Source organism: Streptomyces sp. NBC_01478 (assembly GCF_036227225.1).
Lineage (GTDB): Bacteria > Actinomycetota > Actinomycetes > Streptomycetales > Streptomycetaceae > Streptomyces.
The window spans coordinates 7,712,612-7,730,377 of record NZ_CP109444.1; the positions used below are offsets into that span (position 1 = coordinate 7,712,612).

At 70.2% G+C, this 17,766-nt stretch carries 18 protein-coding genes; 6 read left to right on the forward strand and 12 right to left on the reverse strand.

Translation table 11 applies throughout. The features are described from left to right. The first annotated feature begins 114 nt into the window (after nucleotides 1–114). A complete protein-coding gene (locus OG223_RS35095) occupies nucleotides 115–624 on the forward strand; it encodes a MarR family winged helix-turn-helix transcriptional regulator (protein ID WP_329257329.1) in 510 nt (169 codons plus the stop codon). An 18-nt stretch (nucleotides 625–642) separates the two neighbouring features. On the opposite strand, the gene OG223_RS35100 is transcribed toward OG223_RS35095, so the two are convergent. Beyond that, nucleotides 643–1,431 (reverse strand): protein phosphatase 2C domain-containing protein, encoded by a 789-nt coding sequence (locus OG223_RS35100; RefSeq protein ID WP_329257332.1) that lies wholly within the window; start codon nucleotides 1,429–1,431, stop codon nucleotides 643–645. 354 nt (nucleotides 1,432–1,785) lie between these two features. Here OG223_RS35100 and OG223_RS35105 point away from each other — a divergent pair, with 354 nt between their 5' ends. From OG223_RS35105 to OG223_RS35125, 5 genes are read left to right on the forward strand one after another with little or no spacing between them, the layout of a single operon-like run. Next, nucleotides 1,786–4,524, forward strand: coding sequence for a sensor histidine kinase (locus OG223_RS35105; protein WP_329257335.1), 2,739 nt, complete (start codon nucleotides 1,786–1,788; stop codon nucleotides 4,522–4,524). Beyond that, nucleotides 4,521–5,024 (forward strand): roadblock/LC7 domain-containing protein, encoded by a 504-nt coding sequence (locus OG223_RS35110; RefSeq protein ID WP_329257338.1) that lies wholly within the window; start codon nucleotides 4,521–4,523, stop codon nucleotides 5,022–5,024. The genes OG223_RS35105 and OG223_RS35110 overlap by 4 nt, the downstream gene beginning before the upstream one ends. Beyond that, nucleotides 5,021–5,431: a DUF742 domain-containing protein gene (locus OG223_RS35115; RefSeq protein ID WP_329257341.1), complete on the forward strand. Its 411-nt coding sequence runs from the start codon at nucleotides 5,021–5,023 to the stop codon at nucleotides 5,429–5,431. Before OG223_RS35110 ends, OG223_RS35115 begins: the two co-directional genes overlap by 4 nt. Then, a complete protein-coding gene (locus tag OG223_RS35120; protein WP_329257344.1) occupies nucleotides 5,412–6,053 on the forward strand; it encodes a GTP-binding protein in 642 nt (213 codons plus the stop codon). Before OG223_RS35115 ends, OG223_RS35120 begins: the two co-directional genes overlap by 20 nt. A gap of 53 nt (nucleotides 6,054–6,106) precedes the next feature. Then, a complete protein-coding gene (locus OG223_RS35125; protein ID WP_329257346.1) occupies nucleotides 6,107–7,360 on the forward strand; it encodes a styrene monooxygenase/indole monooxygenase family protein in 1,254 nt (417 codons plus the stop codon). A gap of 95 nt (nucleotides 7,361–7,455) precedes the next feature. Here OG223_RS35125 and OG223_RS35130 read toward each other — a convergent pair whose 3' ends face one another. From OG223_RS35130 to OG223_RS35180, 11 genes are all read right to left on the reverse strand, one after another. After that, entirely contained in the window at nucleotides 7,456–8,508 is a 1,053-nt protein-coding gene (locus tag OG223_RS35130) for a C40 family peptidase (protein ID WP_329257349.1), read from the reverse strand. A gap of 103 nt (nucleotides 8,509–8,611) precedes the next feature. After that, nucleotides 8,612–8,953 (reverse strand): hypothetical protein, encoded by a 342-nt coding sequence (locus tag OG223_RS35135; protein WP_329257352.1) that lies wholly within the window; start codon nucleotides 8,951–8,953, stop codon nucleotides 8,612–8,614. A gap of 10 nt (nucleotides 8,954–8,963) precedes the next feature. Continuing rightward, nucleotides 8,964–9,617, reverse strand: coding sequence for a TetR/AcrR family transcriptional regulator (locus OG223_RS35140; RefSeq protein WP_329257355.1), 654 nt, complete (start codon nucleotides 9,615–9,617; stop codon nucleotides 8,964–8,966). Between the two features lie 119 nt (nucleotides 9,618–9,736). Next, nucleotides 9,737–10,675, reverse strand: coding sequence for an AurF N-oxygenase family protein (locus OG223_RS35145; protein ID WP_329257358.1), 939 nt, complete (start codon nucleotides 10,673–10,675; stop codon nucleotides 9,737–9,739). A gap of 183 nt (nucleotides 10,676–10,858) precedes the next feature. Continuing rightward, on the reverse strand, nucleotides 10,859–11,416 hold the full coding sequence (locus OG223_RS35150; RefSeq protein WP_329257361.1) for a DUF1062 domain-containing protein: 558 nt from the start codon (nucleotides 11,414–11,416) through the stop codon (nucleotides 10,859–10,861). Nucleotides 11,417–11,633: 217 nt separating this feature from the next. Continuing rightward, complete coding sequence (locus OG223_RS35155; protein WP_329257364.1) at nucleotides 11,634–12,155, reverse strand: DUF3291 domain-containing protein; 522 nt, start codon at nucleotides 12,153–12,155, stop codon at nucleotides 11,634–11,636. Between the two features lie 45 nt (nucleotides 12,156–12,200). Next, a complete protein-coding gene (locus OG223_RS35160) occupies nucleotides 12,201–13,661 on the reverse strand; it encodes a penicillin-binding transpeptidase domain-containing protein (RefSeq protein ID WP_329265638.1) in 1,461 nt (486 codons plus the stop codon). An 8-nt stretch (nucleotides 13,662–13,669) separates the two neighbouring features. Further along, nucleotides 13,670–15,034 carry an FtsW/RodA/SpoVE family cell cycle protein gene (locus tag OG223_RS35165; RefSeq protein WP_329257367.1) on the reverse strand — a complete coding sequence of 455 codons (1,365 nt, stop codon included), beginning with the start codon at nucleotides 15,032–15,034 and terminating at the stop codon, nucleotides 13,670–13,672. A 61-nt stretch (nucleotides 15,035–15,095) separates the two neighbouring features. After that, nucleotides 15,096–15,587, reverse strand: coding sequence for an SH3 domain-containing protein (locus OG223_RS35170; RefSeq protein ID WP_329257369.1), 492 nt, complete (start codon nucleotides 15,585–15,587; stop codon nucleotides 15,096–15,098). Nucleotides 15,588–15,756: 169 nt separating this feature from the next. Next, complete coding sequence (locus OG223_RS35175; RefSeq protein ID WP_329257372.1) at nucleotides 15,757–17,004, reverse strand: HAMP domain-containing sensor histidine kinase; 1,248 nt, start codon at nucleotides 17,002–17,004, stop codon at nucleotides 15,757–15,759. Beyond that, nucleotides 17,001–17,723: a hypothetical protein gene (locus tag OG223_RS35180; RefSeq protein ID WP_329257374.1), complete on the reverse strand. Its 723-nt coding sequence runs from the start codon at nucleotides 17,721–17,723 to the stop codon at nucleotides 17,001–17,003. Before OG223_RS35180 ends, OG223_RS35175 begins: the two co-directional genes overlap by 4 nt. Between the last annotated feature and the right edge of the window lie 43 nt (nucleotides 17,724–17,766).

Here is a 17,766-nt window from a genome sequence, read left to right on the forward strand (position 1 = left end):
CGGGCGAAGGCCCGGGTCCCTTTCACGAGGGGCCCGGGCCTTTGTCGCACGTAGATCCCACCCTGCGAAATACTGGCGAAACTGCGGCGACTTTCACGATCAGGAAAGCGGACCATGAGTGCTGACGTGCACAAGGACGAGGCCAGAAGCGACAGCGGGACGGTCGACATCGGGGCGGGCGGCGGCGGGCTTCCCGACCCCGAATACCTCTCCCTGGAGCGCGAGTTGACGTTCCTCCTGCGCCGGGCCCGGGCCAACCAGGGCGAGATGGCCCGCGAGGTCCACCCCGACCTGGAGTCCGCCGCGTACGGCCTGCTGGTCCGGCTGGAGGAGTACGGCCGGCAGCGGGCCACGGAGCTGGCCGCCTACATCGGCGTCGGCAAGGCCACCATGTCCCGCCAACTGCGCGCCCTGGAGGAGCTGGGCCTGATCGCCCGCGAGCCCGACCCGGCGGACGGCCGCGCCTGGCTGGTCGACCTCACCGACGAGGGCCGCCGCCGGGTCACCCACGTCCGCGAGGCCCGCCGCGAGCGCTACGTCAGCCAGCTCTCCCACTGGGACCGCCGCGAGGTCGCCGAACTCGCCCGGCTGCTCCACCGGTTGAACGGCGTCATGGAGAAGTGACACCCCGGCGGCGGCCGGTCACAGTTCCACGTATCCGACCGTCGCGTCGTCGTGCGTCTTGCTCCGCCGCAGATACGTCCGCTCCTGCGCGTCGGCCCGCTCCAGCGCCCGCACCCGGCTCACCAGCTCCGCCGCGCCCTCCTTCGCCACGAGGGTGAAGCACTCCGCCCAGTCGCCCCGGCCGAACTTCTCCACCCACCTCGTCGCCCCGTCCGTCAGGGCGGCGAGGGCGCGGACCTCGGCGCGCGGCAGCGACCCCGTCACCGCCCGCGCCGCGACCGACGGATCGGCGGCGGCGGTGAAGAAGCCGCCCTCCTTGTTACGGAGCGTGGCGTCGATCAGCTCGTCCGTGGCGAGAGCGGCGCGGGGCAGCCGCGACAGACGGTCGTCCAGTACGACGGTCACCTCACCGGCTGGGGAATCGACCAGCAGGGCGGAGTCCGAAAGGACCAGATATTCGAGTTCCAGCGGTGACCAGCGGGCCAGCACCACCGTTGCCTGTGGGGTGCGTGGGTGAGAAAGGTCACAGGTGGTGGCGTGGGCCTCGGATGTTCGGAGGATCGCCCGGGAGAGAATCTCCGCCAGGGTCAGATCCCGGCAGGAAACGGTCAGTTCGGTCAGTGCGCCACCCAGGCGCGCGGTGAACCAGGGCACCGAATGCAGACACCCCGTCTCCCCCCTGGGCGGTGTCACTCCGTCCAGGACGATCAGCGAACCGCCCTGTCCCGAGGCCGGAAGGCCGACGCTCGCGAAGTCCTCGTTGGGGCGGTCCGGGTCGCCGGGTTCCGACACAAGTTCCGTACGCATTCGGCCAGTCTGCACGACCTCTTCACAGGCTCCGCAAAAGGTCGGCACGCACCGCCGAATTTCCGCAGTCGTGCAGGTCAGACGCCTGGTTTGGGAGGGAATGGATCACTCCGGGAATGCGTGGCGGCGAATCCTGCCAAAGCGCGCCGCTCACGTCCAACCGGCAGGGCGCACAAGGCTTTTCCAGCGGCCGCCGGAACTTGCCCGCCAACTCCCCTCCGGGGTTCACTCCTTCGGGTGGCGGGCCCGGATGATGCGCGGCCACCGCCCACCGGCACTGGGAGGGTCGCCGTACCGGGATGACGGAGCGTCACCCGGCCCCATGGGTATCACGAGTCAGGAATGCGAGCACCGGTGCAGAAAAAGCGGCCGCGACGCACAGGCAAGCAGACGGCCCCTCAGGGGGGTGCCACCGGTGCCGTCGCGCCCGACCCCGCGGGCAGGGGGCGCAGCACCCATGTACGCAACCGGCTCATCATCGCGGTCGCTGTCGTGGCCGCCGCCATCGCCGCCGCCGGTGTCCCCTCCCTCATCACCGCCTCGGGGCAACTGAGCGACTCCCAGGACCTGGTGACGCTTGCCGGGCAGACCCAGGACGCGCTGTCGCTGGCCCACTCCCTCGCCGACGAGCGGGACGAGGTCACCTCGTACATCGCCGCGGGGCGTCCCAAGTCCCAGGCGCCCGACGAGGACCGCAGCGCCCGCGTCGACCGCCAGGTCGAGGAACTCCGCGCCGACACCGACATCCCCGCCTCGCTGCGCTCGGACCTCGACGACGTCGCCGCCGTACGACGGGCCGCGCTCACCGGCAAGAGCAGTGCGCTGGAGGCGCACGACGCGTACTCCGGTGCCATCACCGAACTGCACCGGCTGGCCGAGGAGTTGGCGGAGCAGACGCCGCCGCGGGCCGGTTCCGGCGCCTACGCGCTCGCCGAACTCGACGCCGCCGTCCAGCAGGCCGCAGCCGCCCGGGGACTGCTCCTGGCCGCCCTGAACGTGCCGACGACCACCGAGACGGTCACCAGTCCCATCACCGGCCTCTCCGTCACCCAGACCACCTCCACGAGCGCCCAGACCAAGCAGCGCGACGCCCTCAGCGCCGCCGCCCAGCAGGCCCGGCTGCGCTCCGACGCCGCGCTCGCCGACTTCCGCGACACGGCGACGAAGGCGGCCGTCGACGGCTACGACTCCACGGTCACCGGATCCGAGGTCAACTCCGCCGAGAAGTACCTCACCTCCCTCACCGCCCAACCCACGCTGTCCGACAGCCAGTTGGACACCAGCACGAAGAAGCTCGACGCGGCCCTCTCCGCCCGGGTCGACCTGATGCGCGGCGAGGAGTCCGCGCTCTACGTCGACCGCGCCAAGGACCTCGCCCAGCTCCGCGACGACGACGTCAAGGTGCTGGAACTGCGCATCGCGGTCCTCGGCGCCCTCATGCTGCTCGCCGTGGGCATCGCCACCGCCATGGCCCGCACCCTCACTCGCCCGCTGTCGGTGCTGCGCCGCGGCTCGGCACGGCTGGCCGGCGCGGAGGACCCGGCGGCCGAGGAAGCCATCAAGTTCACCGGCCGCAACGACGAGTTCGCCCAGGTCGTCAACTCGGTCAACACCCTGCACGCGCACGCCGCCGCCCTCCACGAGCGCATCGCCACCCTGGAGGCCGACCGCAAGCACCTCGTCGGCCAGCGCCAGAAGATGGCCGACGCCCGCGAGGAACTCCGCGCCGAAGTCACCGACTCCGCAACGCAGTTGGAGCTCCTGCGCACCAGCATCGGCGGCACCTTCGTCAACCTGGCGCTGCGCACGCTGGGCCTGGTCGAGCGCCAACTCGCCGTCATCGAGGGCCTGGAGGAGCGCGAGCAGGACCCCGACCGCCTCGCCACCCTCTTCAAGCTCGACCACTTCGCCACGGTCATGCGCCGCCACAGCGAGAACCTCCTCGTCCTCGCCGGCACCGAACACGTCCAGCAGCACGCGGGCCCGGTCCCGCTCGTCGACGTGGTCCGGGCGGCGGTCAGCGAGATCGAGCGCTACGACCGCGTCCGTATCTCGGCACTCCCGCCGCACGCGCACCTGGCCGGCTTCGCGGCCGACGATCTCTCCCATCTGCTGGCCGAGTTGATGGAGAACGCCACGTCGTTCTCCCCTCCGGACGCCCCCGTCGAGATCTCCGGCTGGCTCCTGGAGAACGGCGAGGTCATGCTCTCCGTCCAGGACGAGGGCATCGGCATGACCGTCAGCCGCATGACCAGCCTCAACGCCCGCCTCGCCGAGTTCGACCCGGACTCCCCCTACGACCAGGAGGGCGAGGAAGGCCTGGGCCTCGGCCTGTACGTTGTCGCCCGCCTGGCCCACCGCCACGGCGTCCGCGTCCAGCTCCGCGACCAGAAGCAGGGCGGCATCGCGGCCGTCGTGGTCCTCCCGAGCCCCCTGCTGGCCACGGCCCCCGCGTCGGCGGTTCCGTCCGCCGTCCCGGTCACCGGCGACACGCACTCCTACTCCCTCCCCGGCGCCACGGCCGAGGCCAACTCCAACGTCCTGCGCGGCCGTTCGGAACACCCGGACCCACTGGTGGCCTTGGCGGAGAAGGCGGTGGAGGTAAGCGAAGCCCCGGCGCGCCCGGAGACTCCGGCGGAAACGACGATGGAGCTCTTGCTTCCGTTGGTGGCAGAGGACCAGACGGGGGCAGCGGCAGCCGCCGACGGCGAATCCGCCCCACAGGGGCCACCCGCGCCCGACAACGAAAGCGTCACGGGTGGTGCGGGTGGGAAACCATTCACGGCCGAAGGCGAAGCCGAGGCCGAGCACACACGAGCCGACGAGGACCCCGTCACAGACAAGGGCCTCCCCAAGCGCACGCCCAAGATCACCCAACCCGCACAAGCCCCGCGCCAGCGAACCGGCACCGTAGACGCGGACGCCCTACGCCGCAGACTGGGCGGCTTCCGCGCAGGAGCCTCCGCCGGCTACCGCGACGTAGAGGCCGAGATCGCCGAGAAGACCGGCCAGAACCCGGTCCCGGCACCGCGCAGCGCGACCGCACCATCCGAGGAACTCACGGGGGGCACCGTCGAGGAGGCAAGCAGTTGACCGCGCCCAGTACCTTCGGACTGAGCAGTGAAGCCCGCAACCTGCACTGGCTGCTGAGCAACCTCGTCGAGGAGGTGCCCGGCATCCAGTCGGTCGCGGTCGTCTCCTCCGACGGCCTGCTGCTGCTCTCCTCCGATCCGGAGAGGAACACGGCGGCCCGCGAGGCCCTCGAGACCAAGCGCGGCGGACCGCGAGGCTCCGCCGCCGACCTCGCCACCATCGTCTCCGGCATCGGCAGCCTCACCGTCGGCGCCGCGAAGCTGATGGACTCCGGCAAGGTGAAGCACACCATGGTCGCGATGGAGGAGGGCAGCCTCTTCGTGATGTCGATCAGCGACGGTTCGCTGCTCGGTGTGCACGGCTCCGCGGACTGCGACATGAGCGTCGTGTCGTACCACATGGCGCTCTTCGTCGGCCGGGCCGGCCATGTGCTGACGCCCGAACTCCGCAGCGAGCTAAGGAAATCCCTCGAAGACGCGTCCGCGGGGAGCGCCCGATGAGCCCTGAGCCCAACAAACTCCCGGTGCGCGGCGGCGACCGCAAACCCGCCCGCGTACGTCCCTACTCGCTCACCGGCGGCCGTACCCGCTTCGGCCATGTCCTCCTCGTGGAGACCTTCGTGGCGGCGCTCGAAGCCCCGGAGGAGCGCAAGGAGTTGACGAACGGTTCGCTCAACACCCGGGTGATGCCGGAGATGCGGGCCATCGTCGAACTCTGCCGCCGGATGCGCACGGTGGCCGAGATCGCCGCGCTGCTGAAGATGCCGCTCGGTGTGGTCCGCGTGCTCCTGAGCGATCTCGCCGACCAGGGAAAGATCCGTGTGTACGGAACCGGAACCACGCACGGTACGGGCCGTCCTGACCGCGCTCTGCTGGAAAAGGTGCTGAGTGGACTCCGTCGTCTCTGACGCCGCCGCCTACGGCGTCTCCCCGCTCCTCGACGAAGAGGAGCACCCGCGGTCCTGGCAGACGGACCGCAGCCGTGCGCCCGTCGCCACGAAGATCGTGGTGGCCGGCGGCTTCGGCGTCGGCAAGACCACCATGGTCGGCGCCGTGTCCGAGATCCAGCCCCTCCAGACGGAGGCGCTGATGACCGAGGCCAGCGAGGAGACCGACGACCTCACGGCCACCCCGGACAAGATGACGACCACGGTCGCCATGGACTACGGCCGCCTCACGCTCGCCGACGACCTGGTGCTCTATCTGTTCGGTACGCCGGGCCAGCAGCGGTTCTGGTTCATGTGGGACGACCTGGTGCGCGGGGCCATCGGCGCCGTCGTGCTCGCCGACACCCGCCGCCTCAAGGACTGTTTCCCCGCGCTGGACTACTTCGAGAGCTGCGGGCTGCCGTACATCGTCGCGGTCAACCATTTCGTGGGCAGCGAGCGGTTCGATCCGGAGGATGTGCGGGAGGCATTGACGATTCCCGCGCACGTCCCTGTAATGATCATGGACGCGCGGCAGCGGATATCGGCCATCGAGACGCTGCTCGCGCTCGTGGGTCACGCGCTGGAGGTCACTCCCGAGTAGTCCCCGAGCAGTCCTCGACCACGACCGGCCGCGACCAAGGAGCCACCACCCGTATGCGGAAGATACTCGTCGTCGGAGCCGGCCAGGCCGGTCTCCAACTCGCCCTCGGACTCCAGTCGCACGGGTACGAGGTCACCCTGATGTCCAACCGGACGGCGGACGAGATCCGCTCCGGGCGGGTCATGTCGACGCAGTGCATGTTCGACACGGCACTGCGGCACGAGCGCGATCTCCAACTGAACTTCTGGGAGTCCCAGGCCCCGAAGATCGAAGGACTCGGCGTCTCGGTCGCCGCCCCCGGCTCGCACGACCCGGGGCCGACACAGCGCGCGATCGACTGGGTGGGCAAGCTCGACGGGTACGCGCAGTCGGTCGACCAGCGGGTCAAGATGGCCGGCTGGATGGAGACGTTCGCGCAGCGCGGCGGCCAACTGGTCATCCACGGCGCGGCCGTCGGCGACCTCGACTACTTCTCCCGTACGTACGACCTCGTCCTGGTGTCGGCGGGCAAGGGCGAGCTGGTGTCGATGTTCGCCCGCGACCCGGAGCGCTCCCCGTACACCGAGCCGCAGCGGGCCCTCGCGGTCTCCTACGTCCACGGTCTGGGCCCGCGTCCCGAACACCCCGAGTTCGACGCGGTCCGCTGCAACCTGGTGCCGGGCGTGGGCGAGTTGTTCGTGATGCCGACGCTGACGACGTCCGGGCGTGCGGACATCCTGTTCTGGGAGGGCATACCCGGCGGCCCGTTGGACGTCTTCAACGGCATCAAGGACCCGGCGCACCATCTCTCCCTGACCCTGGAACTCATGGAGAAGTTCACGCCGTGGGAGTACGAGCGGGCACGGGACGTCGAACTCACCGACGCGGGCGGCACGTTGGCCGGGCGGTACGCGCCCACGGTCCGCAATCCGGTGGGGCAGCTCCCCGGCGGCGGGCTCGTGCTGGGCGTCGCCGACGTCGTCGTCGCCAACGACCCGATCACCGGGCAGGGGTCCAACTCGGCGTCCAAGTGCGCCGCTTCGTATCTCGCGTCGATCCTCGAGCACGGGGAGAAGGAGTTCGACGGGGACTGGATGTCGGCGACGTTCGAGCGGTACTGGGACACTGCGCGGCATGTCACGAAGTGGACCAACGCGATGCTCGGTCCGCCGCCGGAGCATGTTCTCAACCTCATTGGAGCGGCTGGGCAGTTGCAGCCGGTGGCGGATCGGTTCGCCAACGCGTTTGATGATCCGGCTGACTTTGAGAACTTCTTTTATGACCCGGAGAAGACGGGGGCGTACCTCGCTTCAGTGGCCGGGGCCTAGTCGCCGTTCGGGGCGCGGTGAGTTGGCGGCTGCGGGTTCGTTGTGGCTGGTCGCGCCCACGCGGCGAAGCCGCACAATGTCTCAGCCTCGCGCCCCTAAAGGGGCGCTTGATCTGGACGTACTGCTCCGAGGATGGGGTAGGACGCCACCGGTGATACCTGGACCTTCTCGCCTGTGCGGGGGGCCTGTACCACCTGGCCCGCGCCCAGGTACAGCGCTACGTGGGTGGCCTCGGGGAAGTAGATGACCAGGTCGCCGGGGCGTAGTTCGTTGAGTGGGACTCTCGGCAGCTCGGCCCACTGTTCCTCGCTCGTCCTCGGGATCGGGGTCCCGGCATGACCCCACGCCTCCGATGTCAGGCCCGAGCAGTCGTACGTCTTCGGGCCCTCCGCGCCCCACTCGTAGGGCTTGCCCACTTGCTGTACCGCGTAGCGCAACGCCCGGTCTCCTTCCCGGGAGGGCTCGTGGTTGTCGTCGCCGAGGGCGCCTGAAGTGACCAGTTCTTGTTGGGCCTTGTCGGTGTTGGTCTTCTCGGCGGTGGCCAGGGCGGTGAGTTGGTCGGGGGTGAGGGAGGCGAGGAGCTTCTCGACGTCGGCCAGTCGCTTCTGTACGTCGTCGCGGGCCTTCTTCTGCTGTGTGGCCAGGGTGAGTTGGGTGTCCAGCGCCTTGCGGGCCTCGCGGGCGAGGGTGTCGCTCTTCTTCTCGCTGCCGACGAGCCGGCCCACCGTCTCGGCGCGCTCCCGCGCCAACTGGCCGATGACATGGCCCTCGTCGAGCGCGTGCTGCGGATCGCGGGCCAGCAGGAGGCGGACGTACGGGGAGAGGGCGGTGCTGTTCTGGTACTGCTGGCGGGCCAGCTTGCCGGCGGCGCCGCGGCTGTCGTGGAGGGAGAGGCGGGCGCGGGACAGTTCGGAGTCGAGACGGTCGACCTCGGAGCGCTCCTTCTTCAGCTTCTCCTCGGTGGCGTTGTACGTCTCCGTGGCCTGTTCGGCTTCCCGGTAGAGGGTCTGAAGGTCCGTCAGCAGTTCGGCCACGGGGCGCTGTCCGGGCGCCTGCGGTTCGGGTACGGCCGCGGCGGGCAGCGGTGCGAGGACGGTGCCGGCCGCCACCGTTGCCGTACAGACCAGACGCAGAAGCCTTCCTGACACATCATCACCTCCGGTACGCGGCGGTCCTTCCGCCCCGCACCGTGAGCATCAGTCGCGGGCGCCGGGTCCGCGCGTTGGGTGTGCGCGGTTCGGCGTAACCCCGTCACCCATGGGTGTCGTCCGGCTTGCCGCCCGGCGTGGCGTCTGGTGCGGAGTCCGGCTTGGCATCCGGTTTGGACCAGGGCCACTTGAGCGCGTCGCTTCGCTTGCCCTCCCCTTTTTCACCTCCGGCGGAGTACTCGTACTTCCAACCCTTGGGCAGCCCGAGCCGTTTGCTGTGGGCGCGCGGGACCCGGCGGTACACGAGGACCGTGGGCGGGCCGCCGGCGTCGTCGGGGACCGGGATGCGGTAGGTCTTCGGCGGGGTTCCGGTGGGGCCGAGCAGGACGGGCAGGGAACGTCCGTCCATCGGGCCGCCCTCGAAGGGGGTCTCTTCGCTCTTCACGCCACCAGTGTCAGCCATCCGCCGCGAGGCCCTGGACCAGCGCGGCGGTCTGCGGGTCCCGCCGGGCCGTCACCGACAGCACCGCCACGAACTGCTCCACCAGCCAGTCCCGCAACTCGTCGACCGGCGGCTGCTTGTCCTCGTCGAGCCAGATGAGCGAGGCCGCCTCCACGGCCGTGATCCACATCCGTACGGTCATCCGCAGACGGGGGCCGGGTTCGGCGACGCCGAGATGGCTGAGGATGTGCAGGGCGGCGGCCCGCCGGACACCGTCCACTATGGCCGTCGTACGGGACGTCTCCACGACGCTCCCGCCCTGGAGCAGCGCGCTGAAACCGGCGTCGTGCTGGTCGACGAACCCGAGGTAGCGGTCGAGGGCGCGGGCGAGGCGGGGGAGGAGCGGGCCCTCGCGGGGTTCGTCGAAGCACTGCTCCAGCTCTTCGGCGGCGGAACGCAGGGCGGCTTCGTAGAGCTGCTGTTTGCCGCCCGGGAAGTACCGGTACACCAGCGGGCGCGAGACCCCGGCCGCCTCTGCCACGTCGTCGAGGGCGACCTCTTCGGGGGCGCGGTGCGCGAAGAGGGTGAGGGCGGCTTCGAGAAGCTGGCTGCGCCGCTCCTCGACATTCAGACGGCGGTAGGCGGGAGTGGAGGCGGCGGGGGGCATGGGTGCAGCGTAGTCGGGCGGGTGCGGCTGCGTCGTGGTTGAAAAAGCGGCTGGACTGGTCCGGCTTTCAGGGGCGCGGGGAACTGCGCGACCAGCCCCCACCGGGCCGCACTGTGAACTCAAGCCAGCAACCCGGACGCCTTCCACAGCCGTCGCCCCACACCCCGCAGCACACCGATGTCGTCCAAGAAGTCCGTCAGCTTCTTCGACCCGCTCTGCATGACCTCCCGCCGATGCCCACTCGCCCGCACCTGAGCCACGGCCTCGTCCCGATCGAGCCCGACGTTCGTGTACACCTCGGGATTGACGAAGGCGATGGAGAAGATCCGCGCGAACTCACCCGAGGTGACCCGGGTGAACTCCTGCGACCACCGCGGCGCGGTCACCATCTGCCGCCTCAACTCCTCCCGCGCGTACCGCACATGACGAGCCTCCTCGACCACGTGAATCCGCGTGACCCCCCGGACCAAGGTCTGCACCCGCTCATCCGGAAACGTCAACCGCTGCATCCAGTCGAGGACTTCCTCACCGAGCAACGTCGCCGTGAACGAACCCGGCGTGGTGGAGATCGTCTTGAACAACCGCCCCAGGTTCTGATGGGCCCGGCTCACCGGATACCAGGGCGCGTCCCCACGCGAGATCAGCCGCGCGAACATCTTCGAGTGGCGGCACTCGTCCTCGATCTCGGTGAGCGCGTAGCGGACGTGCGCACTCGTCGCCGCTTTGTCGTAGATGTGCCGGACGAGGAGTTGCATCAGGATCAGCTCGAACCAGATACCCAGCGAGGCGAGCGCCGCGGCCTCGTGCTGCGAGAGCAGGATGCGCTGCTCCTCGCCCATCCGTTTCCACAGCGGGGTGTCGTACAGCGACACCAGCTCCGGCGGCCAGAACCACTTGCCGTCCTCGAAGGGTGCGTCCCAGTCGAGTTCCTTGTCGGGGTCGAAGGAGTGCTTGGCGGAGGAGGCGAGCAGCCGCTCGGCCACCTGCTCGCGGTCCTTGAGCAGGCCGAGTGCGTCACGCAGCCCGTCGACCGCGTCGGCTTCGGTCAGGGTCGTCATGGTTCTCCCACCTCGCGGATCGGCGTGTTACCTGGGGTCACATCCTCCGAAGTCTTATGAGACTGCTTGTCAGCAAGCTCGTCAATCCCCTCTACGGGACTTGTTGGCCCGGTGATGTCCGTTCGCGGGCCAGGCCCTGTCCGGCGATGGATCCTGCCGGACAGGGCCTGGCCCAAGGGAGGCTCAGCGCTTGAGCGTGAAGGTGAAGTCGCCGGAGAGCTTGCCGCTCAGCCGGACCGCCGAGACGAGGTTCCCCTTCGTGATCAGTCGTTCGACCTCGGCCCGCGGAAGACGGCAGCCCTCGGCGATCAGCCGCACCGGCCGGACCGGGATCCGCGCCGCGAAGCGGACCGAGACGTCGATGGCGTCGTTCGCATCGAGGTCCAGGAGATCCGTTCCGCCGGTGTCGAGACGCCAGGCGTTCTCCCAGTCGAGAGCGATGCGATTACGGCGCCGCACGACCGGATCCTGGAGCAACTCGGCTGCCAGGACAGTGTCGTTGGCATGAAGTCGGTCCAGCAGTTCGGGTCGTACGGAGCGCACGTTCATCCGCTCCAGGACCGTGAGCTTCGTGGTCTCCCCGCAGACGGTGCAGAGCGCGAGGAGCCAGGCGTCGATGAGTTTGTGGTTGGCGTTGACGCGGAATTTGCCGTCCGCCCGGAAGCGCTCGGACGCGCATGTGTGGCAACCGCGGAGGACGAGAGGCAGGCAGGTGGGTGCGACCACCCAGTTTTCGAGCACGGGAATACACCGGTTCCAGTGAGAAGTCCGCAGCAAAAAGGAGCGCGGCGCAGATGCGCGACGCGCGACGATTCAGCACTCGGGGGGTCTCACACGGTGTACAACGGCACGTCCTTGCCCAGACGACTCGGTTCGGCAGCACGGTAGCGGCGCGCAGCCGCGCCGCTCCACTGGTTTTCCAGCGCCTCACCACAGGGTTCCGGCAGACTCCAACTGGCTAGACCGAGCAGCCCAGTTCCTCGGGTACGACCACCGGCGACAGCGGCCCCGCCGTCCCGTCCGACGGGAACGACGTCCGCAGCGTGAACGCGTACGGCGTCGGACCGTGCGCCCGCAGGTGCAGCAGCCGTTCCTCCGCCTCCGCGACCGTGGGGCGGTGGCCCGCCGGGACCCACCACAGGGCGGTCATCGCCTCCCGCATCCGCTCGAACCACTCGCGGCGGCGGACCAGCAACTCCCGGTGCTGCCCCTGGTACATGAACGCGGTCAGGGTGTTCGTGTCGCGCCACACCGACATGTTGATGATCAGCCAGTCGTCGCCGAGGACGGGGACGTCGGTCGCGTTGCCGGAGTCCGACTGGAGGCGCCAGACGAAACCCTCGGCCGCGTCGGCGACGGCGTTCACGGGCTCGAGTCCGTCCACGAAGTCCTTCAACTCCGGGGAGTCCAGCGGGAATTGGAGGCGTCCGATGTTGACCTGGGCGAGTTCGTACGCGGGTACTGTCAACGGCTCAGTCATGAACCGAACGATAGGTCGGGCGCCCGTGCCGGGACACCCCCCGTCTCACAGACCGAGCACCGCCTCCATCACAGCCTTCGCGATCGGCGCCGCGTCCCCACCCCCGCTGATGTCGGAGCGGTCGGCCGACGCGTCCTCCACCACCACCGCGACCGCCACCTTCGGCTCCAGGTCCCGCTCGCCCTGCGCCCAGGACACGAACCAGGCATACGGCGTACCGGAGTTGCCGATGCCGTGCTGCGCGGTGCCGGTCTTGCCGCCGACCGTGGCGCCGGGGATCGCCGCGTTCGTGCCGGTGCCCTCGGTGACCACGTCCTCCATGAGTTCCTTCATCTGTACGGCGGTTGCGGGGTGCATCGCCTGACGGACGGGGCGGGAGGATCCGGCCGTCGACACCGTCTCGCCTCCCCGCCGCGTCGTCCGCTCCACCAGATACGGCTGCCGCACCTGCCCGCCGTTCGCGACCGCCGCGGCGACCATCGCCATCTGCAACGGCGTGGCCCGCGTGTTGTACTGCCCGATCGACGACAGCGCCAACTGGGCCTTGTCCAGGGTGGTGTCGAAGGTGCTGGGGGAGACGGAGAAGGGGATCCGCACACCGGTGTCGTTGAAGCCGAACGCCTCCGCCGTGCCGCTCATGTCCCGCACGCCCACGTCCACCCCCAGCTTCGCGAACACCGTGTTGCACGACCACTCGAAGGCCGAGCGCAGGGGCGCGTCCACGCAGCCGTCGCCCTCGTTCGTGAGCGTCGTCGAGGTGCCGGGCAGCGGATACGGGTCGGGTGACTTCGTCGCCGCGTCCAGGTCCGTCACCACCCCCGCGTCCAGCGCCGCCGCCGCGGTGACCACCTTGAACGTCGAACCCGGCGGATAGGTCTGCCGTACCGCCCGGTTGAGCATCGGCTTGCTCGGGTCGGCGTTCAGCCGGTCCCAACTGCGGTTCGCCGTACGGCCGTTGCCCGACAGGGAGCCGGGGTCGTAGGACGGGGTGGAGACCAGGGCGAGGACACGGCCGGTGGACGGTTCGATCGCGGCCACCGCGCCCGTGCGGGTGCCGAGTCCGTCGAACGCCGCTTGCTGGGCAGCGGAGTTGAGGGTGGTGACGACGTTGCCGCCGGGGTTCTGGGCGCGGGTCAGGTCGTTCCACAGGGGGAACGGCGAGAGCATCGAGTCGGTGCCGGAGAGGATGCCGTCCTCGGTGTGCTCCAGGAGCGTCGTGCCGTACTCCTGCGAGGCGAAGCCGGTCACCGGCGCGTACAACGGGCCGTCCCTGTACGTCCGTTCGTAGCGGAGCTGCTCGCCGGAGTCCCGGGAGCCGGTGACCGGTTTCCCGCCGACGAGGATCGCGCCGCGTGGCTGGCCGTAACGGGCGATGGTGTGGCGGCGGTTGGCGATGTTGTCGTCGTAGGAACGGGACTCGAAGACCTGGACGCGGGTGGCGTTCACCAGCAGGGCCAGCAGGAGCAGGGTGCAGAAGGCCGCCGCGAGGCGGATGTGGCGGGTCATGGAGTCGGTCACGCTGCCACCTCGATGGCGTAGTCGGGCTGGCGGCGGGCCGAGTCGCTGAGCCGGATCAGCAGGGCCACGATCGCCCAGTTGGTGACGACCGAGGAGCCGCCCTGGGCGAGGAACGGCATCGCCATGCCGGTCAGCGGGATCAGGCCGGTCACCCCGCCCGCGATCACGAACACCTGGAGCGCGACGATCGAGGCGAGCCCGACCGCGAGCAGCCGGCCGAAGGGGTCGCGCAGGGCGAGGCCCGCCCGGTAGCCGCGCTCCACGAGCAGGCCGTAGAGGATGAAGATCGCGGAGAGGCCGGACAGGCCCAGTTCCTCGCCCGCCGTCGCCAGGATGAAGTCCGATTTGGCGGCGAAGCCGATGAGAATGGAGTGGCCGCGGCCCAGGCCCGTGCCGAGCATGCCGCCGGCCGCGAACGCGAAGAGGGACTGGGCGAGTTGGTTCGGGCCCTCGCCCGCGTCGATCGACGCGAAGGGGTGCAGCCAGTCGAGGACGCGGCTGTGGACGTGCGGTTCGAGCCGGCCGACCGCGACCGCGCCGAGGGCGGCGAGCAGCAGGCCGACCGCGATCCAGCCGGTGCGCCCGGTGGCGACGTAGAGGAGCGTCACGAACAGGCCGAAGAAGAGGAGCGAGGTGCCCAGGTCGCGTTCCAGGACCAGTACGCCGACGCTGATCAGCCAGATCGCGACGATCGGGCCGAGCACGCGGCCGGTGGGGAGCTGGAGGCGCCAGACGCGGCGGCCGGCGTAGGCGAGCGCGCTGCGGTTGGCCGCGAGGTACGCGGCGAAGAAGACGGCGAGGAGCACCTTCGCGAACTCGCCCGGCTGGATGGAGAATCCGGCGATCCGGATCCAGATCCGGGCCCCGTTCACGGCCGGGAAGAGGACCGGGAGGGTGAGCAGGACGAGGGCGGCGGCCACGCAGACGTACGCGTAGCGCTGGAGGACGCGGTGGTCGCGCAGGGCCAGGACCACGACGATGAAGAGCCCCACGCCCAGCGTCGACCACACGAGTTGGGTGGGCGCCGCCCGGTCGCCCGGTGTCTCCAGGTCGAGCCGGTAGATGAGGACGAGCCCCAGGCCGTTGAGGAGCACCCCGATCGGAAGCAGGAGCGGGTCGGCGTACGGGGCCCGCAGGCGCACCGCGATGTGCGCCAGCAGGGCGAGCACGCCGAGCCCGGCGCCGTAGCCGGCGGCGCCGGGCGGGACCGTGTCGTTCTTGGCCAGACCGACAGCGCAGTAGCCGTACACGGAGAGCAGTACGGCCACGACGATGAGGGTGAGTTCGATGCCACGGCGCCGGGGGAGGCGTACAGCGGGTGTGGGAAGGTCCGCTGTGACGGTGGTTCCGGCGTTGGTCATGTCCGGAACTTACCCAAATGGGACGGGTTGTGTGCCTTGGGTGCGGAGTGTGTCTCGTCCGTCAGCACCAGCGGGGCGCGGGACCGATGTTGTCGATGTAGCGCGCCGAACCCCAGGCCCAGGTGCCGTCCGTGAGCAGGTACCAGAGGTTGTTGCCCTGGACGTTGGAGCCCCGGGTCTTGCAGAAGATCGAGACGTGCTCGCCGCGGTACGCGTACCGGATGATCCTGCTGCCGCGGTCCGGGCGGGAGCGGAGGGCGAGTTCACTGGCCGTGACGACGCCTCGGTAGTAGCGCGGGTTGTTGTTGTGGTCGCCGTGCTGGTTGTAGTCACCGCGGCCGTCGTCGTCGCCCTGCTGGTGGTCGCCGCGACCACCGTCGTCGTCCTGCTGGTTGTAGTCACCACGGCCACCGTCGTCGTCCTGGCGGCTGATGCCCTGGTCTTCGTCGCCCCACTCGTCGTCGGCCACGGCGGGGGTGACGGCGGCAGCGGTGACGAGCGCACCGGCCGCGACTGCTATACCAAGACGGCGCAGGGAGAGGCTGAGGGACATGGGGGTACCTCCAGGAAATGGGGCGAACTTGACTATTCGCCACATTATGGGGAGGAGGGCGGGGCTCGCTCGCCACGCTGGTCCACACGGGCACGGCCCTGTTTTTTTTAGGGGCGCGGGGAACTGCGCGACCAGCCCCCACCGGCCCGCAGCCAACGAACAACCGCTCTCATCGCAAGGTCAACGTCGCCAGCGCCCCACCACCCTCACCGGCACCCACGTTGGTGAACTCCAACCGCGCCCCCAAAACCTCCGCCTGCCCCAGCGCGATCGTCAACCCCAGCCCATGCCCGGTAGCACCCCCCTCCGTACGAAACCGCTGAGGCCCGTGCTCCACCAAGTACTCCGGAAACCCGTCCCCGTGATCCCGCACGGTCACGACCACCCCGTCCACGGTCACCACAACCGGCCCCCGCCCATGGCGATACGCGTTGGCGACAAGATTCGAGAGCACCCGCTCAAGCCGCCGCCGATCCGTCTCCACCCACGCGTCCCGCACGACGACAACCTCCGCCCCGCTCCCCGACGCCCCCACGACCCGCCCCGCCACCACCCCCAACTGCTCGGTGTCCAGCTCGACTTGCTCCCGCCGGGTATCGAGCCGGGAGATCTCCAGCAGATCCTCCGTGAGCGTGCGGAGCGCCGCGACCCGGTCCCGCACCAGCTCGGTCGGCCGCCCCGGCGGCAGCAGTTCGGCCGCCGCGTGCAACCCGGTCAGCGGCGTCCGCAACTCGTGCGCGACATCCGCCGTGAACCGCTGCTCGGTCAGCAGCTTGCCCTGCAACGACGAGGCCATCGTGTCGAGCGCGGCGGCCACCGCGGCCACCTCGTCCTGAGGCAGGGTCGCGTCCTTCGTACGGGGATCGTCGACCCGCGCGTCCAGGTCACCGGCGCTGATCCGCCGGGCCACCTGCGCGGTGCCGTGCAACCGCCGGGTCACCCGGGTCACCGCGAACGCGCCGACCAGCAGGGTCGCCCCGATCGCCAGCGCCGAGGACCAGACGATCGCCCGGTCCAGTCCGGCGATGGTGTCGGCGCCCTGCGAGTAGTCGACCGCCACGGCGAGCACCCGGTTGCCGGAGGCGGGGCCCGCCGCCCACATCGTGGGGTGCCCCCGGTGCTTTCCGACCATCGTGCCGCGCTCCCCGGCGCCCGCGAGCCGTCGTAGCGGCACGGGCAGGTCCTCGGGATCGACGCCGGCGCCGTGCAGGAGCGAGTCGCCGGCCTCGTACTGCGTCGTCGCCTCCTTCAGCCGCGACAGCGCGAGGCCGCGGGCCTGGCCCACGGTCCGGTCGGTCACCGAGACATGCACGAGTACGCCGAGCAGGGCGGCCAGCGCGCAGCACATCACGGTGATGAACACGGCGGACTTGAAGGCGAGGGTCCCGGCCCAGCGGGGCAGCGCGAGCCTCGTCACGGCGTCGCCGAGACGACGGGCGTCGGTGTCACGCGACGGACTCCGTGCTTGCGGCCGCCCGTGCGCAGGAACTCGTCGTGGGTCAGCAGCATCGCCTTCTGGTCCGCGTCCCAGGTCCACTGCACGCGGTACTCGTACCCCGCCAGCTCCGAAGGCGAGCGGATGATCACCGAACGCCCGGCCAGTTCGACCCCGCTGACCGCGTCGTCGTTGGCCATGACCCGCACGAGCCGGTGTTTCTCGACGGTGTAGACGCGCACGGCGGTCATCTTGGTGGGCAGTAGGCGGAAGCCTAGGGTCAGGTCGTCGCGTCCGTCGCCGGTGAGGTCGCGGTAGTAGGGCTTGAGGACGGGGCACCGGGTCCCGTCTCCGCCGCTCGCGCAGTCGGCGATCCGCTCGGCCGTCCCCCGGTACGGCGCCTTGGAGCCGTCGTAGTCACTGGGGTTCGCGGCGATCTCCGCCCGTACGACGGCGATCGGGTCCACCTCGCGGATGTCGTCCCCGGGGACGGTGATGCCCTTCACGGTCTCCGTGTCCGCCTCGTCGAAGTCGTAGGCGGGGGAGGAGGCGGGCGACAGATTCGGCCAAAGCCTGGCGGGACTGGTCGCCGTCGGGGTGGCCCCCGCGCCCCGCAGCGCGCCGGTGTCACCGCAGGCCGCCACGGTCGCGAGCAGCAGGGCGACGGTGGCGGCGATGCGGACGGGGCGACGGGGTGGCACTGCTCTCCTGCGGGGGCGCTGGTAGGGGACCCGCACACCCTAT